The 23,462-nt window shown below is 37.1% G+C and carries 19 protein-coding genes and 1 pseudogene; 4 read left to right on the forward strand and 16 right to left on the reverse strand.

Annotated elements, in window-relative coordinates; genetic code table 11:
* Positions 1–3: 3 nt before the first annotated feature.
* From B5X55_RS01255 to B5X55_RS19250, 4 genes and pseudogenes are all read left to right on the forward strand, one after another.
* Positions 4–1,515: a DUF1501 domain-containing protein gene (locus B5X55_RS01255; protein ID WP_079510591.1), complete on the forward strand. Its 1,512-nt coding sequence runs from the start codon at positions 4–6 to the stop codon at positions 1,513–1,515.
* A gap of 10 nt (positions 1,516–1,525) precedes the next feature.
* Positions 1,526–2,632 carry a twin-arginine translocation signal domain-containing protein gene (locus tag B5X55_RS01260; RefSeq protein ID WP_079510593.1) on the forward strand — a complete coding sequence of 369 codons (1,107 nt, stop codon included), beginning with the start codon at positions 1,526–1,528 and terminating at the stop codon, positions 2,630–2,632.
* Between the two features lie 91 nt (positions 2,633–2,723).
* Positions 2,724–3,002, forward strand: a pseudogene (locus tag B5X55_RS19245) (DUF2231 domain-containing protein); the annotation flags it as partial.
* 144 nt (positions 3,003–3,146) lie between these two features.
* Positions 3,147–4,040, forward strand: a complete 894-nt coding sequence (locus tag B5X55_RS19250) for a c-type cytochrome domain-containing protein (protein WP_394332827.1) — start codon at positions 3,147–3,149, stop codon at positions 4,038–4,040.
* A gap of 8 nt (positions 4,041–4,048) precedes the next feature.
* On the opposite strand, the gene B5X55_RS18835 is transcribed toward B5X55_RS19250, so the two are convergent.
* The 16 genes from B5X55_RS18835 to B5X55_RS01335 all read right to left on the reverse strand — a co-directional run bounded on the left by B5X55_RS18835 (position 4,049) and on the right by B5X55_RS01335 (position 23,454).
* Positions 4,049–4,141 carry a Tm-1-like ATP-binding domain-containing protein gene (locus B5X55_RS18835; protein ID WP_200811574.1) on the reverse strand — a complete coding sequence of 31 codons (93 nt, stop codon included), beginning with the start codon at positions 4,139–4,141 and terminating at the stop codon, positions 4,049–4,051.
* A 33-nt stretch (positions 4,142–4,174) separates the two neighbouring features.
* Positions 4,175–5,326: an alpha-hydroxy acid oxidase gene (locus B5X55_RS01270; protein WP_079510597.1), complete on the reverse strand. Its 1,152-nt coding sequence runs from the start codon at positions 5,324–5,326 to the stop codon at positions 4,175–4,177.
* A gap of 67 nt (positions 5,327–5,393) precedes the next feature.
* Positions 5,394–5,534: an L-rhamnose mutarotase gene (locus B5X55_RS19175; protein WP_317042657.1), complete on the reverse strand. Its 141-nt coding sequence runs from the start codon at positions 5,532–5,534 to the stop codon at positions 5,394–5,396.
* Between the two features lie 19 nt (positions 5,535–5,553).
* Positions 5,554–5,667, reverse strand: coding sequence for an L-rhamnose mutarotase (locus B5X55_RS19180; protein WP_317042658.1), 114 nt, complete (start codon positions 5,665–5,667; stop codon positions 5,554–5,556).
* Complete coding sequence (gene fucP / locus B5X55_RS01280; protein ID WP_079510599.1) at positions 5,664–6,980, reverse strand: L-fucose:H+ symporter permease; 1,317 nt, start codon at positions 6,978–6,980, stop codon at positions 5,664–5,666. Before fucP ends, B5X55_RS19180 begins: the two co-directional genes overlap by 4 nt.
* Before the next feature lie 15 nt (positions 6,981–6,995).
* A complete protein-coding gene (locus B5X55_RS01285) occupies positions 6,996–7,775 on the reverse strand; it encodes an L-fucose dehydrogenase (RefSeq protein WP_079510601.1) in 780 nt (259 codons plus the stop codon).
* Between the two features lie 73 nt (positions 7,776–7,848).
* Entirely contained in the window at positions 7,849–8,676 is an 828-nt protein-coding gene (locus tag B5X55_RS01290) for an amidohydrolase family protein (RefSeq protein WP_079510603.1), read from the reverse strand.
* A complete protein-coding gene (locus tag B5X55_RS01295; RefSeq protein ID WP_079510605.1) occupies positions 8,676–9,527 on the reverse strand; it encodes a fumarylacetoacetate hydrolase family protein in 852 nt (283 codons plus the stop codon). The genes B5X55_RS01290 and B5X55_RS01295 overlap by 1 nt, the downstream gene beginning before the upstream one ends.
* Before the next feature lie 16 nt (positions 9,528–9,543).
* On the reverse strand, positions 9,544–10,320 hold the full coding sequence (locus B5X55_RS01300) for an SDR family NAD(P)-dependent oxidoreductase (protein WP_079510607.1): 777 nt from the start codon (positions 10,318–10,320) through the stop codon (positions 9,544–9,546).
* 1 nt (position 10,321) lies between these two features.
* Complete coding sequence (locus tag B5X55_RS01305) at positions 10,322–11,668, reverse strand: alpha-L-fucosidase (RefSeq protein ID WP_079511081.1); 1,347 nt, start codon at positions 11,666–11,668, stop codon at positions 10,322–10,324.
* Position 11,669: 1 nt separating this feature from the next.
* Positions 11,670–12,980, reverse strand: a complete 1,311-nt coding sequence (locus tag B5X55_RS01310) for an L-fuconate dehydratase (protein WP_079510609.1) — start codon at positions 12,978–12,980, stop codon at positions 11,670–11,672.
* An 88-nt stretch (positions 12,981–13,068) separates the two neighbouring features.
* Positions 13,069–13,947 carry an AraC family transcriptional regulator gene (locus B5X55_RS01315; RefSeq protein ID WP_079510611.1) on the reverse strand — a complete coding sequence of 293 codons (879 nt, stop codon included), beginning with the start codon at positions 13,945–13,947 and terminating at the stop codon, positions 13,069–13,071.
* Between the two features lie 126 nt (positions 13,948–14,073).
* A complete protein-coding gene (locus B5X55_RS01320) occupies positions 14,074–17,403 on the reverse strand; it encodes a VCBS repeat-containing protein (protein WP_079510613.1) in 3,330 nt (1,109 codons plus the stop codon).
* 36 nt (positions 17,404–17,439) lie between these two features.
* Complete coding sequence (locus B5X55_RS01325) at positions 17,440–18,333, reverse strand: IS1595 family transposase (protein ID WP_079510615.1); 894 nt, start codon at positions 18,331–18,333, stop codon at positions 17,440–17,442.
* Positions 18,334–18,382: 49 nt separating this feature from the next.
* Positions 18,383–21,898 (reverse strand): VCBS repeat-containing protein, encoded by a 3,516-nt coding sequence (locus B5X55_RS01330; RefSeq protein WP_079510617.1) that lies wholly within the window; start codon positions 21,896–21,898, stop codon positions 18,383–18,385.
* 74 nt (positions 21,899–21,972) lie between these two features.
* Positions 21,973–23,454 carry a RagB/SusD family nutrient uptake outer membrane protein gene (locus tag B5X55_RS01335; protein WP_079510619.1) on the reverse strand — a complete coding sequence of 494 codons (1,482 nt, stop codon included), beginning with the start codon at positions 23,452–23,454 and terminating at the stop codon, positions 21,973–21,975.
* Positions 23,455–23,462: the final 8 nt, after the last annotated feature.

Raw genomic sequence — 23,462 nt, forward strand, 5'->3', positions numbered from 1 at the left:
GGAATGTGCGACGGACATGATACATTACGGTCTAACAATAAGGACTTGCAACAAGTAGAGAAACAATGGGATAGACGTAATTTCTTGACCAAGACTTCCCTAGGTTTGGGAGCCTTGGCGTTGGGTTCGCTTATGAACCCTCAAAAAACATTTGCATCCTTGGCCGCCGGTGGTTCTGATAATGATGCGGTAAATTCTATTTTGAAAAATCAATTAGGGCTTCCACATCATGTGCCTAAGGCCAAACGGATTGTGTATTTGTTTCAAAGTGGTGGTCCATCACAATTGGATATGTTTGACTATAAGCCTAAACTTAAGGATATGTACGGTAAGGATTTACCGGCTTCCGTTAGAAAAGGGCAACGGTTAACGGGTATGAGTGCAGACCAAACTACCTTTCCCATTGCCCCGACTATTATGGATTTTCAGCAATATGGCGAATCTAGGGCTTGGGTAAGTGAATTGATGCCGCATCTCGCGGAGGTGGTAGATGACCTTTGTTTTGTAAAATCCATGCAGACAGATGCTATTAATCATGATCCTGCAATAACCTTTATGCAGACCGGTAATCAATTACCAGGTAGGCCTTCTATTGGTTCGTGGTTAAGCTATGGGTTGGGATCGGATAATGAAAACTTACCCACATTCATTACCCTAGTGACAAAAAATATGCCTGGCCAACCATTATACTCAAGATTATGGGGTAATGGCTTTTTACCTACAGAGCATCAAGGGGTTCAATTTCGTTCTGGAAAAGACCCTGTACTTTTCTTAAGCGACCCAGAAAATTATGATGGTCACGACCGTCGTAAAATGTTGGATTATTTAGGAAAGTTGAACAATTTACAACATGATGCCTACGGTGATCCCGAAATACAGGCAAGAATGGCGCAGTATGAAATGGCATTCAGAATGCAAACGTCTGTACCAGAGGTGACCGATATGTCTGATGAACCGGATTATATTTTTGACCTATATGGTAAAGACAGTAGAGAACCGGGTACGTATGCGGCCAATTGCCTAATGGCTAGAAAGCTTTTGGAAAAAGACGTAAAATTTGTTCAGTTGTACCATCAAGGTTGGGATCAGCATATTGGTTGCCCAGAAGGCGTTCGGGCCCAATGTAAGCGTACAGACCAAGCCAACGCAGCATTGATAAAAGATTTAAAACAACGTGGTATGTTAGAAGACACCTTGGTGATATGGGGCGGTGAATTTGGTAGAACCGTTTATTCTCAAGGGCAGTTGACCAAAACCGACTATGGCAGGGATCACCACCCAAAAGCATTTACTATGTGGATGGCAGGAGCAGGGGTTAAGCCTGGCTTTACCTATGGAAAAACGGATGATTTCAGTTATAATGTAGTTGAAAACCCAGTCCATATCCACGATTTTCATGCTACGTTAATGCACTTGTTCGGCATAGACCATGAACAACTTACTTTTAAGCATCAAGGTAGACGATTTAGACTAACCGATGTACATGGTAAAGTGGTAAAAGATATTTTGACATAATTTTAAGGGCATGAACAAACGAAGAGATTTTTTAAAGAAAACTACCCTTGCAGGCGTAGCGCTAACCACCGTACCTAGTTTTGGATTTCATATGATAAAAAAACCAGAGCTAAAAGGGGAAATTATCGGGCATGGAGATTATACATATAGGGTAAATGAAAATTGGGCGCAAATAGGACTGTCGAAACCGCTATTGAATTGCCATGAAATGGTGATGGACAGTAAAGGAAGGTTGATCATGATCGGAGACCATACGGACAATAACATTCTAATTTTTGATAAATCTGGTAAAATCTTGGATTATTGGGGGAGTGCATATCCTGGTGGTCACGGACTTTCCATATCCAATGAGGGCGAAGAAGATTTTCTATACCTAACAGATTGCGGTTGGTATCAAGATAAGGCAGGCCAATGGAAAAGACAAAGCGGACGCATAAGCAAGACAACTACAGATGGTAAAGTGCTTTTCGATATTGGTCACCCGCAAACCATAGGCATATATGAGCCAGGAGATTATTTTCAACCAACTGAAACTGCAATAGGACCAAATGGAGATATTTATGTTGCCGATGGTTATGGTATGGATTATATAATTCAATACAGCGCTAAAGGAGAATATATTAGGCATTGGGGTGGTCATGATAATACCAATGAAAATTATAATCTCTCAAATGCCCACGGTGTCGCCATAGATTATAGGGATGCTAAAAATCCAATGGTTGTTTGTACATCTAGAAATGATAAAGCTTTTAAGTTTTTTACCTTGGATGGGATTTATGTAAAGACCTTAACTTTACCAAATATGCAAGTGTGTAGACCTGTTTTTGATGATAATAACCTCTATGCAGGGGTGTGCTGGTCAGAACCAAAGGATAAAAGTATAAAAGCCAATGAAGGGCATACAGGTTTTATGACCATTCTCGAGGGAGATACGGTGGTATCCAATCCCGGAGGCACGGAACCAACTTATAAAAACGGAAAATTACAAGATTCTTATCAATTGTCTACCAAACCAATTTTACATGGTCATGATGTTTGTATAGATGGGGATAAGAACGTTTATGTATGCCAATGGAACGCCAATAGAACTCCTCCATTAATGTTAGAACGTGTTTAAGTAAAAGCCACCTATGCAGGAAACTTCTGATTTTGTTTTATTCCTTGGTAGGTTTCACCCGTTGGTAGTGCATCTTCCTATTGGAATTTTGATGTTCGCCTTTTTTCTGGAACTTATCAATAGATTTCAAAAGCAATCCAATTTTGATGCCGTCATAAAGATTGCTCTTTTGTTGGGGGCTATAAGTGCATTTTTTGCTTCCGTTTTGGGCTATATGTTATCACAAAGTGGGGATTATGAGGAAGGCATGTTAGATAGCCATTTTTGGTTAGGGGTTGCCACTATAGTAGTGACATTTCTAGCCTGGATTTTAAAAGCTAATTTCTTTCCTTTACCAGAATCTTTTAAAGTAATCCGGTCAAATATTGCGGTCCTAACACTTATTGTGGTTTTGATTAGCGTTACCGGTCATTATGGTGGCAATCTAACACATGGGTCCGATTACCTTACGAAGTACGCACCATTTAACGACAATAAGAAAATTGAGCTTCCAGCACTGGCAAGTTTAGATGAGGTGGTCGTATATCCGTATTTAGTAGAGCCAGTTTTGGAAGCAAAATGCTACAGCTGCCACAACGAATCCAAGCAAAAAGGAAATTTGGCCATGTATACTCCAGAGCTATTAATGGAAGGTGGAAAGCACGGGCCAATATTAGTAGCTGGTGATGCGGCAGAATCAGAAATGTACAAGCGCGTTACCTTACCAGAGTCTGATGAGGAGTTTATGCCACCTGAAGGTAAAACACCGTTAACAGATGAGGAAATTTCCATATTAAAGTTTTGGATAGATAGTGTGAATGTTGATTTCACTAAAACTTTAGCGCAATTGAACGTACCCGAAGAAATTCAACTTATAGCAGCGAATAAATTAAATCTTACGTATTCGGGTAAATTAGCCTCCGATGCCATGCCCAAAGTAAACGTTCTTGATGCCAAAACTATTGACGTCCTAATTTCTGAAGGTTTTCAAGTACGAGAATTGGTTCTTGGGTCCTCTTTATTGGATATAACGCTACCAGATAATACGGTTGATTTAAAGGACGAATCCGGTTTAAATAAAAAGATTGCTTTGTTAGTGGCAATAAAAGACAATGTCATCAGATTAGATATGGGAGGTAACGGTGTTACAGATGAACATTTAAAATCTATCACAGTACTAAGTAATTTGCAACAGTTAAAATTACCCGATAATCCTATTACGGATAAAGGGATTACGTATTTAAAACAGCTTTCAGTATTAAATAGTGTTAATCTATATAAGACCAACATTAGTAAGGTATGCTTATCCCAATTTTCAGAAATGACCAATCTTAGAAAGGTATATGCATGGCAAACTTCCATTACATCAGAAGATGTTGTTTCCTTTAATACTAATGAAGAGGGGCCTAAAATTATCTTAGGGCTATAATTAGAATCCTAAGTAACTTTTTCAAGACAGGATTTTATAAAATTAAGTTCTCCTCCTTTAGTGTCGAACGTTCCAATAATGTATACTTTTCTAGTTTTCATAGTCCAATTGTTAAGTTAACCGATTACTGATAATTAATTTTTTACCAAATGTTTGTGCAGGTCTTCTATTTTCTCGCAACCTACCTGGTCCATAACTTGCTTTAGCTCTGTTTTTAATAGGGAAATGGTATGGTCTCCTCCTTTTTTTCCCAAAGCTGAAACACCGTACATAAAAGATCTTCCCAAAAAACTAAATTCAGCCCCAGAAGCAATGGTACGGGCTATATCTGGGCCAGACCGTAGGCCACTGTCCATCATTACTTTTATTTTATCCCCGTATTTATCGGCAATTCTAACAAGGGGTTTTATACTAGATTGACCGGCATCTAGCTGTCTTCCGCCATGATTAGAAACGATGATACCGTCTAAACCCAGTTTAATTGCTGTTTGTGCATCTTGCTCGGTTGCCACACCTTTTAGCACCAATTTGCCCTTCCACATATCCCGAATAGGTTTTATCTTTTCTTCGTTGAGTCTACCAGAAAATGTTTGGTCCATAAATTTACCCAACTCACTTAAGTTCAAACCTTTTGGCATATAGGGTTTCAAGGTTTCAAAGCCAGGTTGACCGTAACGTAACGTATTTAAAGCCCAAGCCGGTTTTTGTAAGACTTGAAGAACATTGGAAATAGACATTTTTGGGGGCATGGCAAGGCCATTTCTAATATCGCGCGGGCGATAACCGAACGTGGGTACATCACATAAAATAACTAGAACGGGGCAGTCTGCTGCGGCTGCACGTTTTATAATATCATCCCTTAACCTGGCTTCCGTGGGGTGGTATAGTTGAAACCAAGCTTTACCTTCTGTAATTTCCGATATGCGCTCTATGCTACTAGTGGTTACTGTACTCAGGATAAAGGGTATATTATGATCAAAGGCTGCCTTTGCCAATATTTCGGGCGAATTAGGCCAGATAAGACCTTGCAAGCCTATGGGTGAAATACCAAATGGGGCATCATAAGTATGTCCAAAAAGCTCCGTTTTTAAGGATGGTTCATTATAGGAATCCAGATAATACGGACTTAATTCTACCTCCCTGATTTCTGCAGTGTTTTTAACAATGTTAACGTCTTGGTTGCACCCGCCGTCTAAATATTCAAAAGCAAATTTTGGAATACGTTTTTTAGCCTTATTTTTAAGGTCGTCTATTGAGGGATATTTAGAATTTACGTATAATTTCATCTTCTTATAATTTAAATATTCTATTCATTTTAACCCATTTTTCACCTTCGGGAGTCCCAGGGAGTAATTACTGATATTGTTCCATCAAACTTTCCCACTTTTGCACTAGAACGTTGTTTTTATCACTTTCTCCTTTAGCATTCAAGGAAAAATGTTCATCTACTTCCATGACCATAGATAGTCTATTGGCAATATGAAAGATTTTCATGTTCACTATTCCGGAGTCCTTAAATACTGGCTATTATCCCTGGCCAGACCTTTTTATGGTGTGCAATATATTGTTGGATGAGTCTTGAATCATCCTTCAGGTCGAGTGCAAAACATAATCTTTCGGTTTTCATTTAATTATGACTAGGGCTTTCTTATTAACTCTAAAGCCATAGAAAGCAATAAAAACAAAACATAGCATTGGTAACATGAAAGAGAAATTCACTTCACTAACTCCTAAAATTTTTATATCATTTACCCCGAATCCGCCAAGGTCTATCAACATACCTTGAAGTTTTGGCATTAGGGCACCACCGACAATGGCCATCACCAAACCCGCTGCACCAATTTTTGATTCTTCTTCACTCATACCTTCTAAGGCTATCCCATAAATGGTAGGAAACATAATAGACATGAACAGCGTAATTGCAACCAAACAATAAAGACCGAAAATTCCTTCTATAAAAATGACACCTATGGTTGCAAAAATTGCAAACAACGCATACAGCATCAATAACTTGCCTGAAGGAAAAAATTGTAAAAGATAGGTGCCTAATGCACGACCAAAGAAAAATAAAATAAAAGCTATAAATTGATAGTTGGCCGCTGTATCACTGGACATCCCAATGGCCTCTGCATATTGGTAAATGTAGGTCCAGCACATGATTTGTGCACCTACATAGAGCACTTGCGACGACACTCCCAATGTATAAGTAGAATTGGCCTTTAGTTTGGCAAACGTCTCTCCCAAACTATCCGTAATACCATCACCTTTTTTTTGGGGCATTTTACTTATTGAAACGAGTACTAAAACAGCTAAAATAACTAGGCCAAGAATCACATAAGGATCTCTGATTACCATAAGGTCAGAAGTCCGTATCAGTACCTTTTTAGCTTCTTCCAGAGCACTGTAATTAGCTATGTCGTCTGATTGTAGTTTTTGAAGTACAAACTGTTGGGCAACTAATAGGCCTAAAATTGATCCGACAGGGTTAAATGCTTGCGCTAGGTTTAAACGCTGGGTAGCAGTTCTTGGGTCACCCATGGCCAAGATATAAGGGTTTGCCGTGGTTTCCAAAAATGCTAGTCCAAATGTTAAGATGTACAATCCTAAACAAAAAAACCAGAACTGTTCTGTAATTGCCGCAGGATAGAACAGTAAAGCGCCAACGGCATAAAGGCCCAATCCAATTAAAACCCCAACTTTATAACTGTATTTCCTTACAAATAAGGCAGCTGGCAAGGCCATACAAAAATACCCTCCGTAAAATGCCATTTGTACCCATGCCGCTTGGGAATTTGAAAGCTCTAAAACCTTTTTAAACGCCTGTACCATGGGGTCTGTAACCGCATTGGCAAAGCCCCAAAGTCCAAAAAGAGAAGTAATCAATATAAATGGAATGACTACTTTTTTTGATACTACAGGTACTTTTTCTTGCTGTGTCATCTTTGGTGCTTTAGTTTATAATGATCGATCTAAGTGGGTGTAACCACCATCTACATAAAGTAATTGGCCGGTAGTGTGGCTAGAACGGGACGATAATAAAAACAAGGCGGTATCCGCAATTTCCTGTTCGGAGGTCATTCTATTTTCTAGAGGTATATTTTTGGTGATTTCGGCAAGTTTTTCTTCAGGATTATCAAATGTTTTTATCCATTTATCATATAAAGGTGTATAACATTCTGCCACAATTATAGCATTTACCCTAATGGAATAGGGGAGTAGTTCAACGGCCCATTCTCTTGTTAAGGCATTACGACCACCATTGGCTGCAGCATATCCTGAGGTGCCCCCTTGCCCCGTAACAGAGGTTTTGGAACCGATATTAACGATAGCTCCTTTATTTTTTTTCAATTCTGGTAGAACCAGTTTGGCCATAGTATAATAATGGGTCAGGTTTTTATGAAGCGATTTTACAAAACCCTCAACCAAACCATGTTCTAAACCCACCGAATCATTTACGCCGGCATTATTTACCAAACCATCAATTTGTCCAAATTGCTCCAAGGCAGATTTTACCGCATTTTCACATTCATGTGCATCTGTAAGTTCAGCATAGGCTTTACCTACTTTACCTTCTAAGGCTTGGATTTCTTTTACACAAGCATCAACTTTTTCCTTTGTTCTACCAATGATAAAAGGAATAGCGCCTTCTTTCGCCAATGCCATACTTATACCTCTACCTATACCTGCAGAGCCACCGGTAACGATGATAACCTTGTCCTTTAAATATAGGTCCATTTGTTTTTGCTTTTATTTGGATTCTACCTCATATCTTGAATCAAGAAGTAAAATATACGTACGAGCTTTTTTTCTAGTTTAAGTTATAGAATCTTGAAGCATTACCTCCTAAGATGGCTTGCTTTTCGTCTAAATTGAGTTCATTGATATAGTGATTGACAATATTTAGAACTTCTTCGTATTCAGTAGCCAACAAACATACCGGCCAATCTGAGCCAAAGAGTACTCTATAAGCGCCAAAAGCTTCAAAAATCACATCGAAATACGGAACAAAATCCTCATATTTCCAGTTTGCTAAATCGGCCTCTGTTACGTAGCCAGATAGCTTACAATATACATTTGGGTTTTGAGCAATACGTTGAATATCTTTTTTCCACTGTTCAATTTCTCCTGATTTAATATATGGCTTTGCCAAATGGTCTAGCACGAATTTGTTTTCAGGAAATTTAGAAACTAGTGTAGCAGTATTTTTTAAGTGCGTAGGGTAAACTAAGATATCATAAGTTAGGTTCAAAGCACTTAATTGGGAAATGCCAAATTGAAATTTAGGGTCTAGAAGAAAGTCTTCCTTTTCAGCTTGTAAAATATGTCGGACTCCTTTAAAGTATGGGTTTTGAGCATAATGTTCTAATCTAGATGAAACATTTGGGCTTGATAAATCAACCCAACCTACGACTCCCTTAATAAAGTCATTAGTTTTCGCCAAACCCAGTAAAAATTCGGTTTCTTCTTCAGATTGGTCTGCTTGTACGGCAACGCAACCCTCTATATTCAGTGTCTGAAAAATAGGTGCCAAATGCTCAGGAAGAAAATCTTGTTGAATTATTTTCATATCATTAGTAATCCATGCATCCTTAACAGGATGATACTTCCAGAAATGCTGATGACTATCTATAATCATTATAGTGCTTTTGCGACTTGTTTAGAAGTTCCCAGACCTTCAATGCCAAGCTCTACTATATCTCCGGCTTTTAAGTATTTGGGAGGATTAAATCCTAGGCCGACACCGAATGGGGTACCGGTAGAGATGATATCTCCTGGTAATAAGGTCATATATTGACTAATATAACTCACCAAATGAGGCACATCAAAAACTAAATCTGAGGTATTGCTTTTTTGCATGGTCTCCCCGTTTACGGTTAACCATAAGTCCAAATTATGCGGGTCTTGTATCTCTTCTTGGGTAACAATGTAAGGTCCAATAGGGGCAAAGGTGTCACAACTCTTTCCTTTTACCCACTGGCCATCACGTTCTAGCTGAAACTCACGTTCGCTATAGTCATTATGCAATACATAGCCCGCTACATGGTGCATGGCATTTTCTTTGGAAACATAACTGGCTTTTTTACCAATTACCACACCCAATTCTACTTCCCAATCTGTTTTACTACTTCCTTTTGGGATTATTAAATCGTCATTGGGTCCAACGATTGCAGAGGTCGCCTTAAAAAATAGTACTGGCTCATTAGGAAGTGTCATTCCGCTTTCCTCGGCATGCTTTGCATAATTTAAACCAACACAAACAATTTTTGATGGCCTTTTCATTGGAGCAGCAATTCTTGCGTCTTTATTAAATTTCGGCAAATTAGTTTTATTTGCTTCTATCCATTTTTCAAGTCTTTCAAGTCCGTCTCCACCAAAAAACTCCTCGTCATAATCCATTCCAAAACCAGACACATCCGCCCAATCTCCGTTGGGTAGTTCAACTCCTGGTTTTTCGTTTTCAATATTTCCTATTCGTATTAGTTTCATTAATTTCTAATTTGTATTAGTTGTTTAATTTAATAAATCCGCCATCAATAGGGAAATCTGTACCAGTAATAAAAGTGGCTTCATCTGAACATAGAAAAAGAGCCAAAGCTGCTATTTCTTTTGGTTGTCCCATTCTACCAATAGGTTGCGATTTGGAAAGCTTATCAAACATCTCATCTTCTTGACCAGGATAATTTTTCTTTATAAAATTATCTACGAACGGTGTATGAACCCGTGCAGGAGAAATACTATTACATCTAATATTATAGTTTATATAATCTTTAGCTATTGAATAAGTCATAGTTAGCACCGCACCTTTGGTCATAGAGTAAGCAAAACGGTCTGTAATGCCTACGGATGATGCTACCGAAGCCATATTTAAAATGATACCTCCGAATTGTTTCATATGGGGTATTACAGCAGATATGCAGTTGTAAACACCTTTAATATTTACATTATAAAGTCTATCCAAATCCTCTTCCGTAGTATGCTCAATGTTACCAACATGGGCTATACCTGCATTATTTATCAGTATATGCAATTCCTGTTCTTTTGCTATACCATCAATTATGGACTTAACCTCTTTTTGGTTTGAGACATCACATGAATGAGCTTTTGCATTATAACCTTCAGAGGTGATTTGTTGCACAACCTTTTGAGCCATTTCTAAATTATGATCCAAAATATGAACATTGGCACCATTTAAGGCAAACTGTGTGGAAAGGGCTTCGCCAATTCCACTTCCACCACCGGTAACCAAGACTGTTTTATTGTTATAGTTAAATGTTGACATTCTATTTTAGTGTTATTTCTACTATGGTATCTATTGGGTTTATTTCACTTTCAGGAATTTGAACCAATAATCCAAATTTATTATTCTGATATACCAAAGGTTTATCTCCCTTGAACATCGATATACTTTTTATTTTTCCTTCAAAATCTTTTATAAATATCTTATTATTCTGATCAAGTATATGAACGTATATTTTTTTGCCTTTTTGGGTGGTCGCCATTTCTTTGGTTGGTGAGATTGGCCCTTCTGAGGCACCATAAATGGTCTCACCATTTTTTTGTAACCAATCTCCTATTTGTTTTAAGGATTGTACATGTTCTTCTTGAATTTTACCATTGGGCATGGGGCCTACGTTAAGTAATAAATTACTACCATAACCTGCCGCTTTAATTACGTAATGGATAAGTTCTTTTTCAGATTTATGTTTTTTATCTTGAAGGTTAAAGCCCCAAGATCCGTTAATAGTTTCACAAACTTCAAAAGGTAGTTGGCCAATATCAGATGCATCTGTACCAAAGCCAGTAGTGTTATTTCCTGGGAGATCCTTTTCGAACATTTGAAAATCTTCACCTTCAATAGGTGCTATATGGTGGTTGTTACCAATTAGACATTGTGGTTGTAGAGTGTGTATCAAGGTGTAGATTTCATCAAGATGCCAATCTAATTGAAGTTTTCCAGATTTTTCTTCGTTAGGAACAGATAAAATTGTTTGGTCCCAATAACCGTCAAACCAAATACCGCCAATTTCTCCATAGTTGGTAAGCAACTCGGTTAATTGAAGCTTCATAAATTCTATGTATTTATCCCAATCTCCTTGATTTCTACCAGGAATATCCTTTCCAGTTCTACCCCTAGGGAAATAATCGTCTTTGTTCCAGTCTAATAAGGAATAGTAGAAAAACAGTTTTATATCTTCTTTTTTACAGGCTTCCGCCAATTCTTTTAAAACATCCCTTCCATAGGGAGTACTATCAACAATGTTATAGGGGCTGGCCTTTGTATCGAACATTGAAAAACCATCGTGGTGCCTACTGGTTATGGTAATGTATTTCATACCGGCATCCTTGGCCATTTTTACCCATTCATCAGCATTGAATTCAGTAGGATTGAAAAAGCCAGGTAATTTTTCATAGGCATCAATAGCTATGTTTTGGTTGTTCATAACCCATTCACCATCTCCTAGAATGCTATAAACGCCCCAGTGAACAAATAAACCAAACTTAGCCTCATTAAACCATTCTCTGGCTTCTAAATTTTCTTTGGTAGGCTTATAATTTTGTTGTCCTTGGCCGTAGGTCAAAGCACTGATCAATAGTAAAGCTAAACCGTGTATTAGTTTTGATTTCATATTAATATTGGTTGTTCCATTCCTTTCCATTAGGAAAATTAAAATCCTTTAGAGACTGTTCTTTCATGGTAATACTGTAACCAGGTGCTAGAGGCGGCATATATGCTCCATTTTTTATAATCACAGGTTCGTAAAAATGTTCATGTAAGTGATCTACAAATTCAATTATTCTACCTTCCATAGATCCACTTATCGTAATATAATCTATCATAGAAAGGTGTTGCACATATTCGCAAAGGCCAACGCCACCAGCATGAGGACAAACAGGAATATTAAATTTTGCAGCCATCAATAAAATCGCCAATACCTCGTTGACACCACCTACACGGCAACTGTCTATTTGGCATATACCCAATCCGCCCGATTGCATCAGTTGTTTAAACATGACCCTATTTTGGCAATGTTCTCCAGTTGCTACTAAAATCGGACTTACCGCTTTGGCAATTTTTGCATGACCTAGAATATCATCAGGACTTGTAGGTTCTTCTATCCACCAAGGATTAAATTTTTTCAGGGATTCCATATTGGTAATGGCTTCATCAACATCCCATTTCTGATTGGCATCCATCATCAATTTAAGGTCGTCGCCAATCTCTTCACGTATGATCGCTGCCCTTCTCATATCATCCTTTAAATCTGCACCAACCTTAATTTTCATATGCTTAAAGCCACTTGCCTTTGCTTCTTGACATAAGAAACGCATCTTTTCGTCTGAATAGCCTAACCAGCCTGCAGACGTTGTGTAAGCAGGGTAACCATTTTTCATTAAGGTAGCTATACGTTCCTTTTTTCCAGCTTCCTTTGCCTTTAGCATTGCAAGTGCTTCCTTTGGAGTTATAACATCTGTAATGTAGGTAAAGTCGATACATGATACCAGTTGTTCTGGTGTCATGTCTACCACTAGTTTCCATAATGGTTTTCCCTCTGCTTTTGCATAAAGGTCCCAAACGGCATTAACAACCGCAGCAGTGGCTAAATGTATTACTCCTTTCTCTGGTCCAAGCCATCTTAATTGACTATCCCCTGTTATCATTTTCCAAAACTTACCCATATCCTGTGTAAATTCTGCTAAGGATTTACCTTTTATCAAAGGAGCTAAAGCTTTAACCGCAGCCACACAAATTTCATTACCTCTACCAATGGTAAAGGTTAATCCGTGACCTTCTAATTTTGGATTATTGGTCTTCAATATTACGTATGTCGCAGAATAATCTGGGTCAGGGTTCATTGCATCTGAACCATCTAATGATTTGCTAGTAGGAAATCTCACATCTTGAACAGAGATTTCCGATATGATAATATTTTGTTTCATTTATTACGAACTTAATAACAAATCTATTTATTGTCTAAAGAAGTATCCACTGTTCATGTTGCTTTTTATAATACTTTTTTTGCCATAATCAATCTTTACTTACCTTATTATAGTAAAGTTTTGCAAATTCATTTGGGGTGATACCTCTAATTATTTTGAATTGTCTATTGAAATTTGAAACATTGCGAAAACCAGATTCATAACAAATTGAAATAATTTTCTGTTCACCTTCAATCAACATTTTACAAGCGTAGCCAACCCTTATCTCATTTAGATATCTTGTAAATGATTTTCTATGTATTTTGGTAAAAAATCGACTAAATGCCGATGAGTTCATGTTGGCAATTTCAGAAACCTTTTTAGAACTTATTGGTTTATTGAAATTCTTATATATGTACTCATATATCTTCTTCAAATCTTGAGAAGATTCATGATTAAAAGGTTTGATAAAGCCATTACTCGATAAAATTCTTGAAGTGTTACTTTTTGTTAGTTCCTGTAAAACCTGCAATAGCATAACTACTTTTTCAAAATCTTTAAGTGCTACCAAACTTTTAATTTTCTTCATCAACTCTACGCTTATATCTGTAAAAACAATTCCTAATGATGCCTTGGTTATAAGATTGGAAATTTTAATCATTTCGGGAGTTTCAAAAAATGTAGTGCCTAGAAAATCTTTTTTAAAGTGTACCGCAATAGCCTCTGCTGTTAAGTTGGAATCCCCGACATAATAATCTGGATCATTTATCCACATATGGGGTAAATTTTTACCCAAGAGTACTACTTCACCTTCGTTAAATTTTTCAATACTGTCCCCAACAAAACGTGTCCCCGTACTTTTAAGAATAATCACTAATTCAAGTTCAGGATGAAAATGCCATAGTTTTAAAAAATGTGGATAGCAGTTTCGGGTTACACTCAAAGAGTTGGTAATGGAGCTGGTGCGATCTACAAAGTGAAGTTTCATTAAATTCTTTTTAGGTTATGCTTTGTGTTTGGTCCTTTTTCTTAATTACACATTATACAGTTTGTATTTTATTATGGTTTAATTGCAAACTTGAAGAACAGTTGGAATAGGATTTTTAAATCCTACTTATTTATTTTTATTTAAAACAAGAAGGTTCATATTGTTTCTAGCAATTAGATAACTTCCTTTTTTATCGGCAAGATTTATGGTTTTGATACTTCTAACTTCTCCCAGAATATTTATTCCACTTTCTATTGGGGAGACCGTATGAAACTCACCATTTCCAATTCCAGTTAGCAAGTATCCTATGCTTGCATCATTTCTTGGGGTTTCAACCTCTGAACCATAAAGATTTCCTGCTAGTACTATATCTAAAACACCATCATTATCAATGTCCTCTATAATCATGTCATTTATAGAAGATGTTTGTGCAGCATAGGGTAACGGCTTCTGAATAAATGTACTTGATTGATTCATAAATATAGAATTAGCGAAAGTTTTCGCCTCGTAGGTTAAAGCGTCATTTAACTTTTCTGGCGTATATACTTCTGTTAAACTAGCTTTAGAGAACGAGCTGTAATCTGGAAATTTCTTTTTAATTGAAGGTATTTGTTGGGATGAGCATTGTCGACCCCTAAGTGGATACAACTCCCCTTCGCTATAATACCCCAATACAATATCTAAACTGCCATTATCATCAAAATCTTCAGCGTAGATTTTAAAGGGTTCTTTTGCAGATGCTTTGTATTTATAATTTAAGCCAATATTGCCTGCGATAAAATCTAAATCGCCATCGTTATCTACATCTGCTATTTTGATAGTGTTCCACCAGCCTACAAAATTGGTTAGACCATAAACAGTGCTTTTATCGGTAAACTTTCCATTGGAGTTAATGAATATAGTTGGTGCCATCCACTCACCAACAATAACTAAATCTTGCTTTCCATCCTTATTAATATCTGCCCACTCGGCATCTGTAACCATACCAATATTTGTCAGCTCGGGTGCTATGTCATTGGTGATATCGGTGAACTTGATAAGATTATCTTTGCTATCATTTCTCAGTATATAGCTATTCGTTGGTAAAGGGTATTTGCCTGGGGTTTGCCTACCGCCAACAAATAGGTCTAAATCTCCATCATCATCAATATCTACAGACTTAACTACTGAACTACTTGTATATAGTTTTGGTAGCCCATTAGTATCTTTTTTGAATTCTCCCGTTCCATCGTTTATATATAGTCGGTCTTGGTACAGTTGGTCTCCTTCATTATTTTCATTCCCGCCACTAGCAACATAGAGATCGATATCGCCGTCATTGTCAACATCAAAAAATATAGCAGAAACATCTTCATAGGCTTTGTCCAATTGCCAAATATCATCAAGTACCCCATCAAAACTATTTTCATTATTTTGTAGATAGAGTTGTCCTGGTTGATTTTTTGCGCCACCCACGTAAAAATCATCTAAGCCGTCACCATTAACATCTTTCACTGCCAAGGCAGGTCCTTGCTGTGACATTTTGTGTGGTAAAAGTACTTCTCGTTGAAAATCTTTAAAGTCATTTTCAATATGGATGAATTTTGGTGATAAATCGGGTTCTGCACTAGAAAAAAGAACCTTGGGGTTTACCTCCTTTATTAACTGCACTTGATTTCTAGATTCTTGTTTAATTTCTACCAATTGATTAGCCTCAATATCGTACAAAGTTTGAATACCTCCCTTAGGCCAAAATACCTGTATAGAATCTATTTTTTGGTGAGAACCAATACCAAAATGTACAATAGGTTCAACGGATGATTCGTATCCTCTTGTGGTTTGTAATTCAACCAATTGCTTTTCACCATTGTTATAAATCCATATTTTGGAACCTATCCCAAAACAGTTGTCTTCTTTTCCCTTTAATTTTAAACGAAGATAATTTGAACCGGACTTGGTGCTGATTTTATTTTCAAACACCTGTGATGTCATATCCAAATGATTAACTACAAGGTCCAAATCACCATCCAAATCTAAATCAGCATACGATGCTCCATTGGAGAAGCCTTCAACGCTCAATCCATATGCTGAGGTTTTCTTTTCGAAAGTTAAATCTCCATTATTGGAAAATGCAAAATTGGGAACAGGGGTAGAAGGCATACGTTTTACCCAATCCACATATTCTTCTAGCTTAACTTTGCCATAAGCTTTTTGAACCCTAAAAAGAGCATTGTAATCATTGTTGTTAACATCCCGACGCATACCATTAGTGACAAAAAGGTCTTTAAAACCATTGTTTTGCATATCGAACAACAAAGGGCACCAACTCCAATCTGTATAATTAATACCAGCCATTTCACCTATCTCTATGAAATTATCCATACCCGTATTTAGTTGAAGAGTATTCTTCATGTATTGATGATGTAGGCCTTTGTCTACCAAATCATAAAACAATTCGGTATTCATGGCGCTCATATTAGATTTTTGGTCTTCGTTGTTACTACCCATCATATCTAATTGAACAAGATCGATTAGGCCATCATTGTTCATGTCTGCAGCATCAGTACCCATACCAAAATTAGAAGTGTGCATGGTGTATTGCTGAAGCTTATTTTTAAATGTACCGTCACCTTGATTGATGTATAGAAAATCGCTTGAATTGAAATCGTTGGAGACATAGATATCTACATTTCCATCGTTATTAAAATCAGAAAAACTGATACCCAAAGTAAGTCCGTAATTTAGAATACCCGATGCTAATGTGACATCAGTAAATCTACCATTGTCATTGCGATACAGCTTGTCAGATTCTTCTAAATTGGGCTGCTTCATATGCTTTTCAAAGAAATCGTTCTTTTGGTTAAAACCAGAAGGGGGGTAGTTGCCTACATATAAATCTAAGTCCCCATCATTATCATAATCAAAGAAAGCAGATTGAATGGAGTGGCCCTTATCAGCAACACCAAATTTTAAGGCCTGTTCAGAAAAAGTATTGTTTTGATTGTTTACGTAGAGGAGATTTTTTCTAGAATTTCCTGGCCCAGCAACGCTCACATAAATATCTAAAAAACCGTCATTATTAACATCTGCCATTGTTGTACCGGTAGTCCAATGATTATAAACTCCTTCAACACCCGCGGTTACTGTAATGTCTTGAAACGACATGTTACCCTTGTTCAAATACAATTTATTCTTACCCATTTGGCCAGTAAAATAAATATCAGGCAAACCGTCATTATTAATATCACCAGTAGAAACTCCACCCCCAAAATAAATGAACGGATAAATCAGGTAATTGAAGTTCTGTGATTCTTGGGTCTTATTCAAAAAACGAATACCAGAAGTGTCCGCCGAAACCGCCTCGAAATTCTGTATTACATTTTCGGTTGGGGCATTATTGGCGGTATAAGCTGTTTTATCCTTACAAGAAAGGATGCAAGACAGTATAATAACCAAGTATAAATATTTAAAAGTCATTAGATTAAATTAGTATAAAATTTTAGAGGTCACAATTTAGCTACTTACTAATTTAGCCTGATTTATGCTATCGGCTTCGACCATTCTTTTTATCAGGTTATTAAAGATTGTGTTCTTAGTCTGAGATCGGTTCAAGCGATAGCAGAACTCGTTGAAATAGCGATTGATGTGGAATTCGCTCACCCAAGAGTAAGTTGTCCTTATCCATGTTTTTATTTGATGTATCATCGTATGTAGTGCCTTGAAATTCAATCCGCCGTTGCTGTTGATCTGTTCGATATCGTATGCTTTGGCGATAGGTCTGTATCCCTTCCATTTATCCGTGGTCACCTTTGCGTTCTTGTCGATATGGGCATCAAAGATTGTTTTAAGTTCTTTGGCTGAAAAATTGTCTATTTTTTGCGAGTACATCCGTCTCACCTTTCCACCCTCGGTAAGCTCAACGGCACATATGGCCTTCTTTTTCTTCGCATGATAGCTTCTGCCGACCTTACCCTTTTCTTTTCCACCTACCACGAATTCATCAACATGTACATTGCCCTGCATTGAGTGGTTGCCACTTGATTGCATCGCTTCACGGATCTTGTGCATGAAAAACCTCGCGGTCTGTTCGCTTACCCCATAGCGAACCGCCATATAGCTTGCCGAAAGACTCTTGGTGGTGGTGGACATCTCGAAACAGATGAAGAAAGCCTTGCGGACACCGAACTTTACCTTATGAAAAAGGGTGTTGGCCGTGGCACTTTCGATATGGACGCAGACATTACACGCTCTGGAAAAATCTTTGCGGTTTTGGTATCCACAATGACCACACTTGACACATTTATATCCTTCTTTCCACTTGATAGTCGCCAAATATTCCTTACAATCAAAATCTGTTTTAAAGTGTTCGCAGAACTCTAAGAGGTTTTGACCTTTGAATAATTCCATAAATCCCTTATTTTATTGAATTCAAATCTAAGTATTTAACTTGTGACCTCTATAAAATTTTTCTGGTAACTCCATTGAAATCATAAAAAACAACCTCTTTCATTACAGGTAATATCTCAAATTTTCTTGAAGATTGAGAAAGATAACTGTTACCATAATAAAATTCTAATTTTGTTTTTTCGCCATTAGTGAATGTGATATAAGCTCCGGCATCCGACGTTTTTAGTGATATAATTTTGTTAGCTGCCGTACCTTTGCTTTGATATTCATAAGCTTTCAAGGGGCCTTTATTTGCTCCGGCCAAAAGGGCTGATTGGTTATCGATATAAAAGGTTGTAATACTTTTTTGATCTCCATTTAAATACAATCCTGAGATTAAGGTCGAAACTGATTCAAAATCACCTTTGCCATTACCTTTAAGAAAAATTCCGTTCGAGGCATCATAGTTGCCAAAAAGAGGATCAGCAGAGTTTTGATTGCCGCTAAGTAATGCATCTAGATTTCCATCTGCATCAAAGTCTTTGATTAATACACCATAAACTGGGGATACTTGACATGTGATGGGTAATGGACGTATTTTAAATCCTTCTTCACCTAAATTTTCCAAGTAGCTTGTTGTGAGGATTTTAGCATCTAAAACAAAGTCATTTTTACGGTCCTGTTTTTTGAGGATTTCATCAAAATCTGCTTCCGAAAAGGATTTGTAATTTTTAAACCGCTTCTTGTAAGCAACAATCTGGGATATCAATGCATCTCTTGTATGTAAAGCGTATTCTTTTAAGGAACCAGAATCATCCTTTTCGTAATAGGAAATAATGGGGTCAATTTTGCCGTTGGCGTCAAAATCATCAGCATATACGCGAACAGGATGTTCTGCATCTGCTTTTATATACGTATTCAATCCGAAATTGCCCAGTATATAGTCGGTATCACCATCATTGTCAAAATCTCCACCTGAGATACTATTCCACCATCCAGATGTATTTTTAAGTCCGGTATTATTATATGGTTCGAGTGCACCATTTTTATTGATGAAAAATTGAACTTCTGTCCATTCCCCTACAACGATTAGATCTACCCAACCGTCATTGTTGAAATCTGTCCAAATAGCATCGGTTACCATACCAATCTCTTTTAGGGCTGGGGGAGTAGCTTCTTTTAAGTTGCCATTGTCATTCATTAAAAGGCTACTTATTGGAGATTTAGGATATTCTCCCGGACTAAATTTTCCACCTATAAAGAGATCGATATCACCATCTCTATCAAAGTCAGCTCCTTTAACCGGACCACCACTTGCGGTGCTTAATGAACTTGTATTCTGTTTTATAAACGAACCGTTTTCATTCGTATAAAACCGGTCTTGATAAGCTTCTTTGCCGGCAACGAAGTCACTGCCGCCACTAACTACATATGCATCATTGTCACCATCATTGTCTGCATCAAAAAGAAGTATGCCCATGTCCTCGAAACTAGCATCTTCTTCGAAAATGTTTGATTTTTCAAATGAACCTTGCTTTTGGATAAATAACGTTGCCGTATTTTCAGCGGACCCACCTATTAAAATATCATCCAAACCATCATTGTCTATGTCATTTATAGCAATAGATGGTCCTTCTTTCGAATACATTTTATAGAAAAGAGGGTCATTATTAAAATCGATATACTTATTTTCTTCTTGCACATATTGCAATTTCAGAGAATCACTTATAGACGTGAACAAGCTTTTGGTTTTCACAGTAGATTGACTTTTTCTTTTGGGCTTATAGTCAATTTTCAGTTTAGTATTTAAGGTTATGCTATTTTCAACTTGAAAAGTGCCATCGGGCCAATGAATTGTAATACTATCGAGCTTCGTTTTATCGCCAAGCCCAAAATGTATTTCATCGCTCATACTTGAGAGGTAGCCACGTACATTAGAATGATAATAACTTTGAATGAGATTACCGGCAGTAAACAATTCTAGGCGAGTGCCAAAGGCATTTTTATTTTTACCCGTGCCATTCAACTTAATATTTAAGAAGTTACTCTCTTTAATTTTATTTTCTATTTGGTTTTCTATCGTGTTGTTCTTATAAAAGAAGGCTGTATGGCCAAGATTATTTACTAGTAATTCTAAATCTCCATCATTGTCAAAATCTGCAAAAGCAGCACCATGAGAAAAAGAAGGTTCATTCAAGTTCCAATCCTCGGTTACATTTTCTAAGTTTAAATCACCTCTATTTTTAAAAATAAAATTAGATTTTTTTATAGGGTTAAGTTTATTTAAAGTTTCTTTTTGATACGAAATACTGTGCTCATTCGACCCAAAACGCAATTTTTCCTTAAGGCCGAGCGCAAAGTCCATATCTGTTAAATCCTTATAATATCCATTGGTAATGAACAGGTCTAACGTGCCATTATTGTCAAAATCTGCCCACAAAGGTGCCCAGCTCCAGTCTGTGGAATACATGCCAGACAAAGTACCTAACTCGCTAAATTGATAATTACCTTCCTCATCCATTCCTTGGTTAATCTGTAAGGTATTTTTTACATGCTGTTTGGTATACCCTAACTCTGTACGGTAATTAAAGAGGTCATAATTAACTGGGGCTTGCATTAATTTTCGACGTCTGTTAGATTCTGGTAGCATGTCCATTACGGTAATATCCATTAGTCCGTCTTGGTTTACATCGGCAATATCAACACCCATTCCGTTATAGCTAGTGTGTCTTAGGAAGTCGTTTGCCTTTTCGTCGAAACCACCTTTTTGATTATTGATATAAATTAGGTCATTGGTGATAAAATCATTGGCAACATAGATATCTGGCCAACCGTCATTATTAATATCATTTATGGCAAGGCCTAAGGAAAAACCTTCGTTTACAATACCCGCTTCCTCAGAAATAACGGTAAATGTATTGTCGCCATTGTTTTTATAAAGTATATCTACTGTATAAGAATTACTGTTCGTATTTCTTGGTATGGTCTGATTACGATCATTCATTAATTGAGAATTCACAATAACAAAAAGATCTAGGTCGTTGTCTTGGTCATAATCAAAAAAAGCAGCTTGCGTACAGATTCTTTTATCATTAAGGCCGTATTCAGCTGCCATTTCTTGAAATACGGGTAAACCTTGAGTATCTAATCCTTGATTTATATACAATAAATTGGCCTCATCTTTGCCTACGGTACAAACAAAAATATCTTGCCATCCGTCTCCGTTTACATCCGCATAGGTAGAACCGCTACTCCAAAAATCATTTTCTAGTTTGGAAGACTTGGTAATATCTTCAAAAACTAAATTCCCTTTATTAATATACAGTTTGGATGTGGTATGGTTACCTGAATAATAAACATCTTGTAAACCATCATTGTTAAAATCACTAACGGTAATACCGGCTCCGTTGTAGAAATAATAATTATTGGCCAGACTTATAGAATCTGATTCAATTACTTGATTTACAAAATCTAAATGGGTTTTTTCAGGCTCAAGTTTGGTGAAGGTTTCATTTTTAGTAAATGAGCAAGACCAAAGATGACTCAGAAAAAAAATAATACAGCTATATTTTAATAATTTCATCATAATTTTTGACAAAAAGCAAAAAAGGTAGTCTGGTACAAGTTACCAAACTACCTTAAGAAACTAACATAAAACAATTAGTTTTGAGGCCATCCGGTTTGGGAGATTTCACTTGGTGGAATAGGAAAAATTTCTTCTCCTGGTTGGTATCCTCTTGCTCCAAAAAACTCTGTTCCTCTACCACGATAGATTACATCGTAAAAACGTAGGCCTTCCATTGCCAATTCACTTCTGCGTTCTCTTAGAATAATATCTCTTAGCCCATCTTGAGTAAGTCCTGGATTATTAGTGTCGTTAACGGGTAACAAACCAGCACGGGCTCTAATACGATTTAGTGGGGCTAAAGCATTTGCGGAAACTCCATTTAACTCATTTTCAGCCTCTGCTTTCAATAATAAAATATCGGCATAGCGAATAATTTTATAATTGTAATCAAATCCATTACCTGCATTATTTGCAAAATCTAGACCTGTCAATTTTTTATGCCCATAAAGACCGGCATTTTCAAAGTGGGAACCGTCATTGGGGTCAAAAACACCATCACCATATTGGTCTCCTGGCTGATAAACAGTTTCACCTAGACGAATATCACCAGCTTCAAAAGCATCTACTAATTCTTGTGTTGGAGACATGGTTGCCCAACCGGCGTTGCCTACTTGTGGAGCGGAATATTTAGCTATAAAATTAGAGTTCCAATCTCCAGCTGAACTCCATATATTCAGAGAGGTATTTGATAAAGTGTATTGAATCTCAAAAATAGACTCTATATTATTATTTCCTCTTTCGTCAAAATTTTCAGCAAACGTTGGTGCTAAATCATATCCAGCAGGGCTATTCATAACCAAATCTGTATAGGTGTTCACTTGACCCCATTCCCCTCTTAATGAATTGATACGGGCTAACATGGCATTTGCAGCACCTTTTGTTGCTCTACCAGTGTTTGCAGCGTCATAAGAATCTGGCAATATACTTGCGGCATCACTAAAATCTTGGATTATGAAAGCCCATGTCTCCTCTATGGTTGCTCTCGGTAGTACTTCATCATCAATACCAGGGACAGAAGAATAAATAGGCATACCTCCAAAACCTAGTACCAAATTAGTATAGTGTAGCGCTCTTAAAAAGGTAGCCTCACCTAATAATCTTGTTTTAAGGGCTTCGGTAAAGTCACCTTCAACTTCCATTAGTGAAACATTGTCTAAAACTTGATTTGCTCGGTTAACACCACCCCATGCCATGGCATAAAATTCTCCAATTCTAAGATTGTTATCGGTTATGTTAAATGTTTCAAATTCTAGATAAGCTGGTCGATCACCTGCGCCAAAACCTCCTTTTATAGCGTCTCCTCCGGCAATATTCAAAATATCAGGATAGTTGAAACCGTAATAGTTTAAATGTTGAACGCCATCATAAGCTGCATTTGTAGCAGATATGGCGTCTGCGGCAGACTTGTAGAACGCAGTTGAAGTCAACTGATCCTGCGGGTCGAGTTCTATAAAATCTTCACAACCAAGTAGCATTACCACTGTCAAAAGACTAAGAAAAATATACTTTTTCATTTTTTTTG

The organism is Maribacter arcticus, assembly GCF_900167935.1.
GTDB lineage: Bacteria > Bacteroidota > Bacteroidia > Flavobacteriales > Flavobacteriaceae > Maribacter > Maribacter arcticus.

Excerpts from the sequence above, each read along its gene's own strand:
- B5X55_RS01255 (WP_079510591.1), top strand. The coding sequence starts at position 4 with ATGTGCGACGGACATGATACATTACGGTCTAACAATAAGGACTTGCAA.
- B5X55_RS01260 (WP_079510593.1), top strand. The coding sequence starts at position 1,526 with ATGAACAAACGAAGAGATTTTTTAAAGAAAACTACCCTTGCAGGCGTA.
- B5X55_RS18835 (WP_200811574.1), bottom strand. The coding sequence starts at position 4,141 with ATGAAAACTAGAAAAGTATACATTATTGGAACGTTCGACACTAAAGGA.
- B5X55_RS01270 (WP_079510597.1), bottom strand. The coding sequence starts at position 5,326 with ATGAAATTATACGTAAATTCTAAATATCCCTCAATAGACGACCTTAAA.
- B5X55_RS19175 (WP_317042657.1), bottom strand. The coding sequence starts at position 5,534 with ATGAAAATCTTTCATATTGCCAATAGACTATCTATGGTCATGGAAGTA.
- B5X55_RS19180 (WP_317042658.1), bottom strand. The coding sequence starts at position 5,667 with ATGAAAACCGAAAGATTATGTTTTGCACTCGACCTGAAGGATGATTCA.
- fucP (WP_079510599.1), bottom strand. The coding sequence starts at position 6,980 with ATGACACAGCAAGAAAAAGTACCTGTAGTATCAAAAAAAGTAGTCATT.
- B5X55_RS01285 (WP_079510601.1), bottom strand. The coding sequence starts at position 7,775 with ATGGACCTATATTTAAAGGACAAGGTTATCATCGTTACCGGTGGCTCT.
- B5X55_RS01290 (WP_079510603.1), bottom strand. The coding sequence starts at position 8,676 with ATGATTATAGATAGTCATCAGCATTTCTGGAAGTATCATCCTGTTAAG.
- B5X55_RS01295 (WP_079510605.1), bottom strand. The coding sequence starts at position 9,527 with ATGAAACTAATACGAATAGGAAATATTGAAAACGAAAAACCAGGAGTT.
- B5X55_RS01300 (WP_079510607.1), bottom strand. The coding sequence starts at position 10,320 with ATGTCAACATTTAACTATAACAATAAAACAGTCTTGGTTACCGGTGGT.
- B5X55_RS01305 (WP_079511081.1), bottom strand. The coding sequence starts at position 11,668 with ATGAAATCAAAACTAATACACGGTTTAGCTTTACTATTGATCAGTGCT.
- B5X55_RS01310 (WP_079510609.1), bottom strand. The coding sequence starts at position 12,980 with ATGAAACAAAATATTATCATATCGGAAATCTCTGTTCAAGATGTGAGA.
- B5X55_RS01315 (WP_079510611.1), bottom strand. The coding sequence starts at position 13,947 with ATGAAACTTCACTTTGTAGATCGCACCAGCTCCATTACCAACTCTTTG.
- B5X55_RS01320 (WP_079510613.1), bottom strand. The coding sequence starts at position 17,403 with ATGACTTTTAAATATTTATACTTGGTTATTATACTGTCTTGCATCCTT.
- B5X55_RS01325 (WP_079510615.1), bottom strand. The coding sequence starts at position 18,333 with ATGGAATTATTCAAAGGTCAAAACCTCTTAGAGTTCTGCGAACACTTT.
- B5X55_RS01330 (WP_079510617.1), bottom strand. The coding sequence starts at position 21,898 with ATGATGAAATTATTAAAATATAGCTGTATTATTTTTTTTCTGAGTCAT.
- B5X55_RS01335 (WP_079510619.1), bottom strand. The coding sequence starts at position 23,454 with ATGAAAAAGTATATTTTTCTTAGTCTTTTGACAGTGGTAATGCTACTT.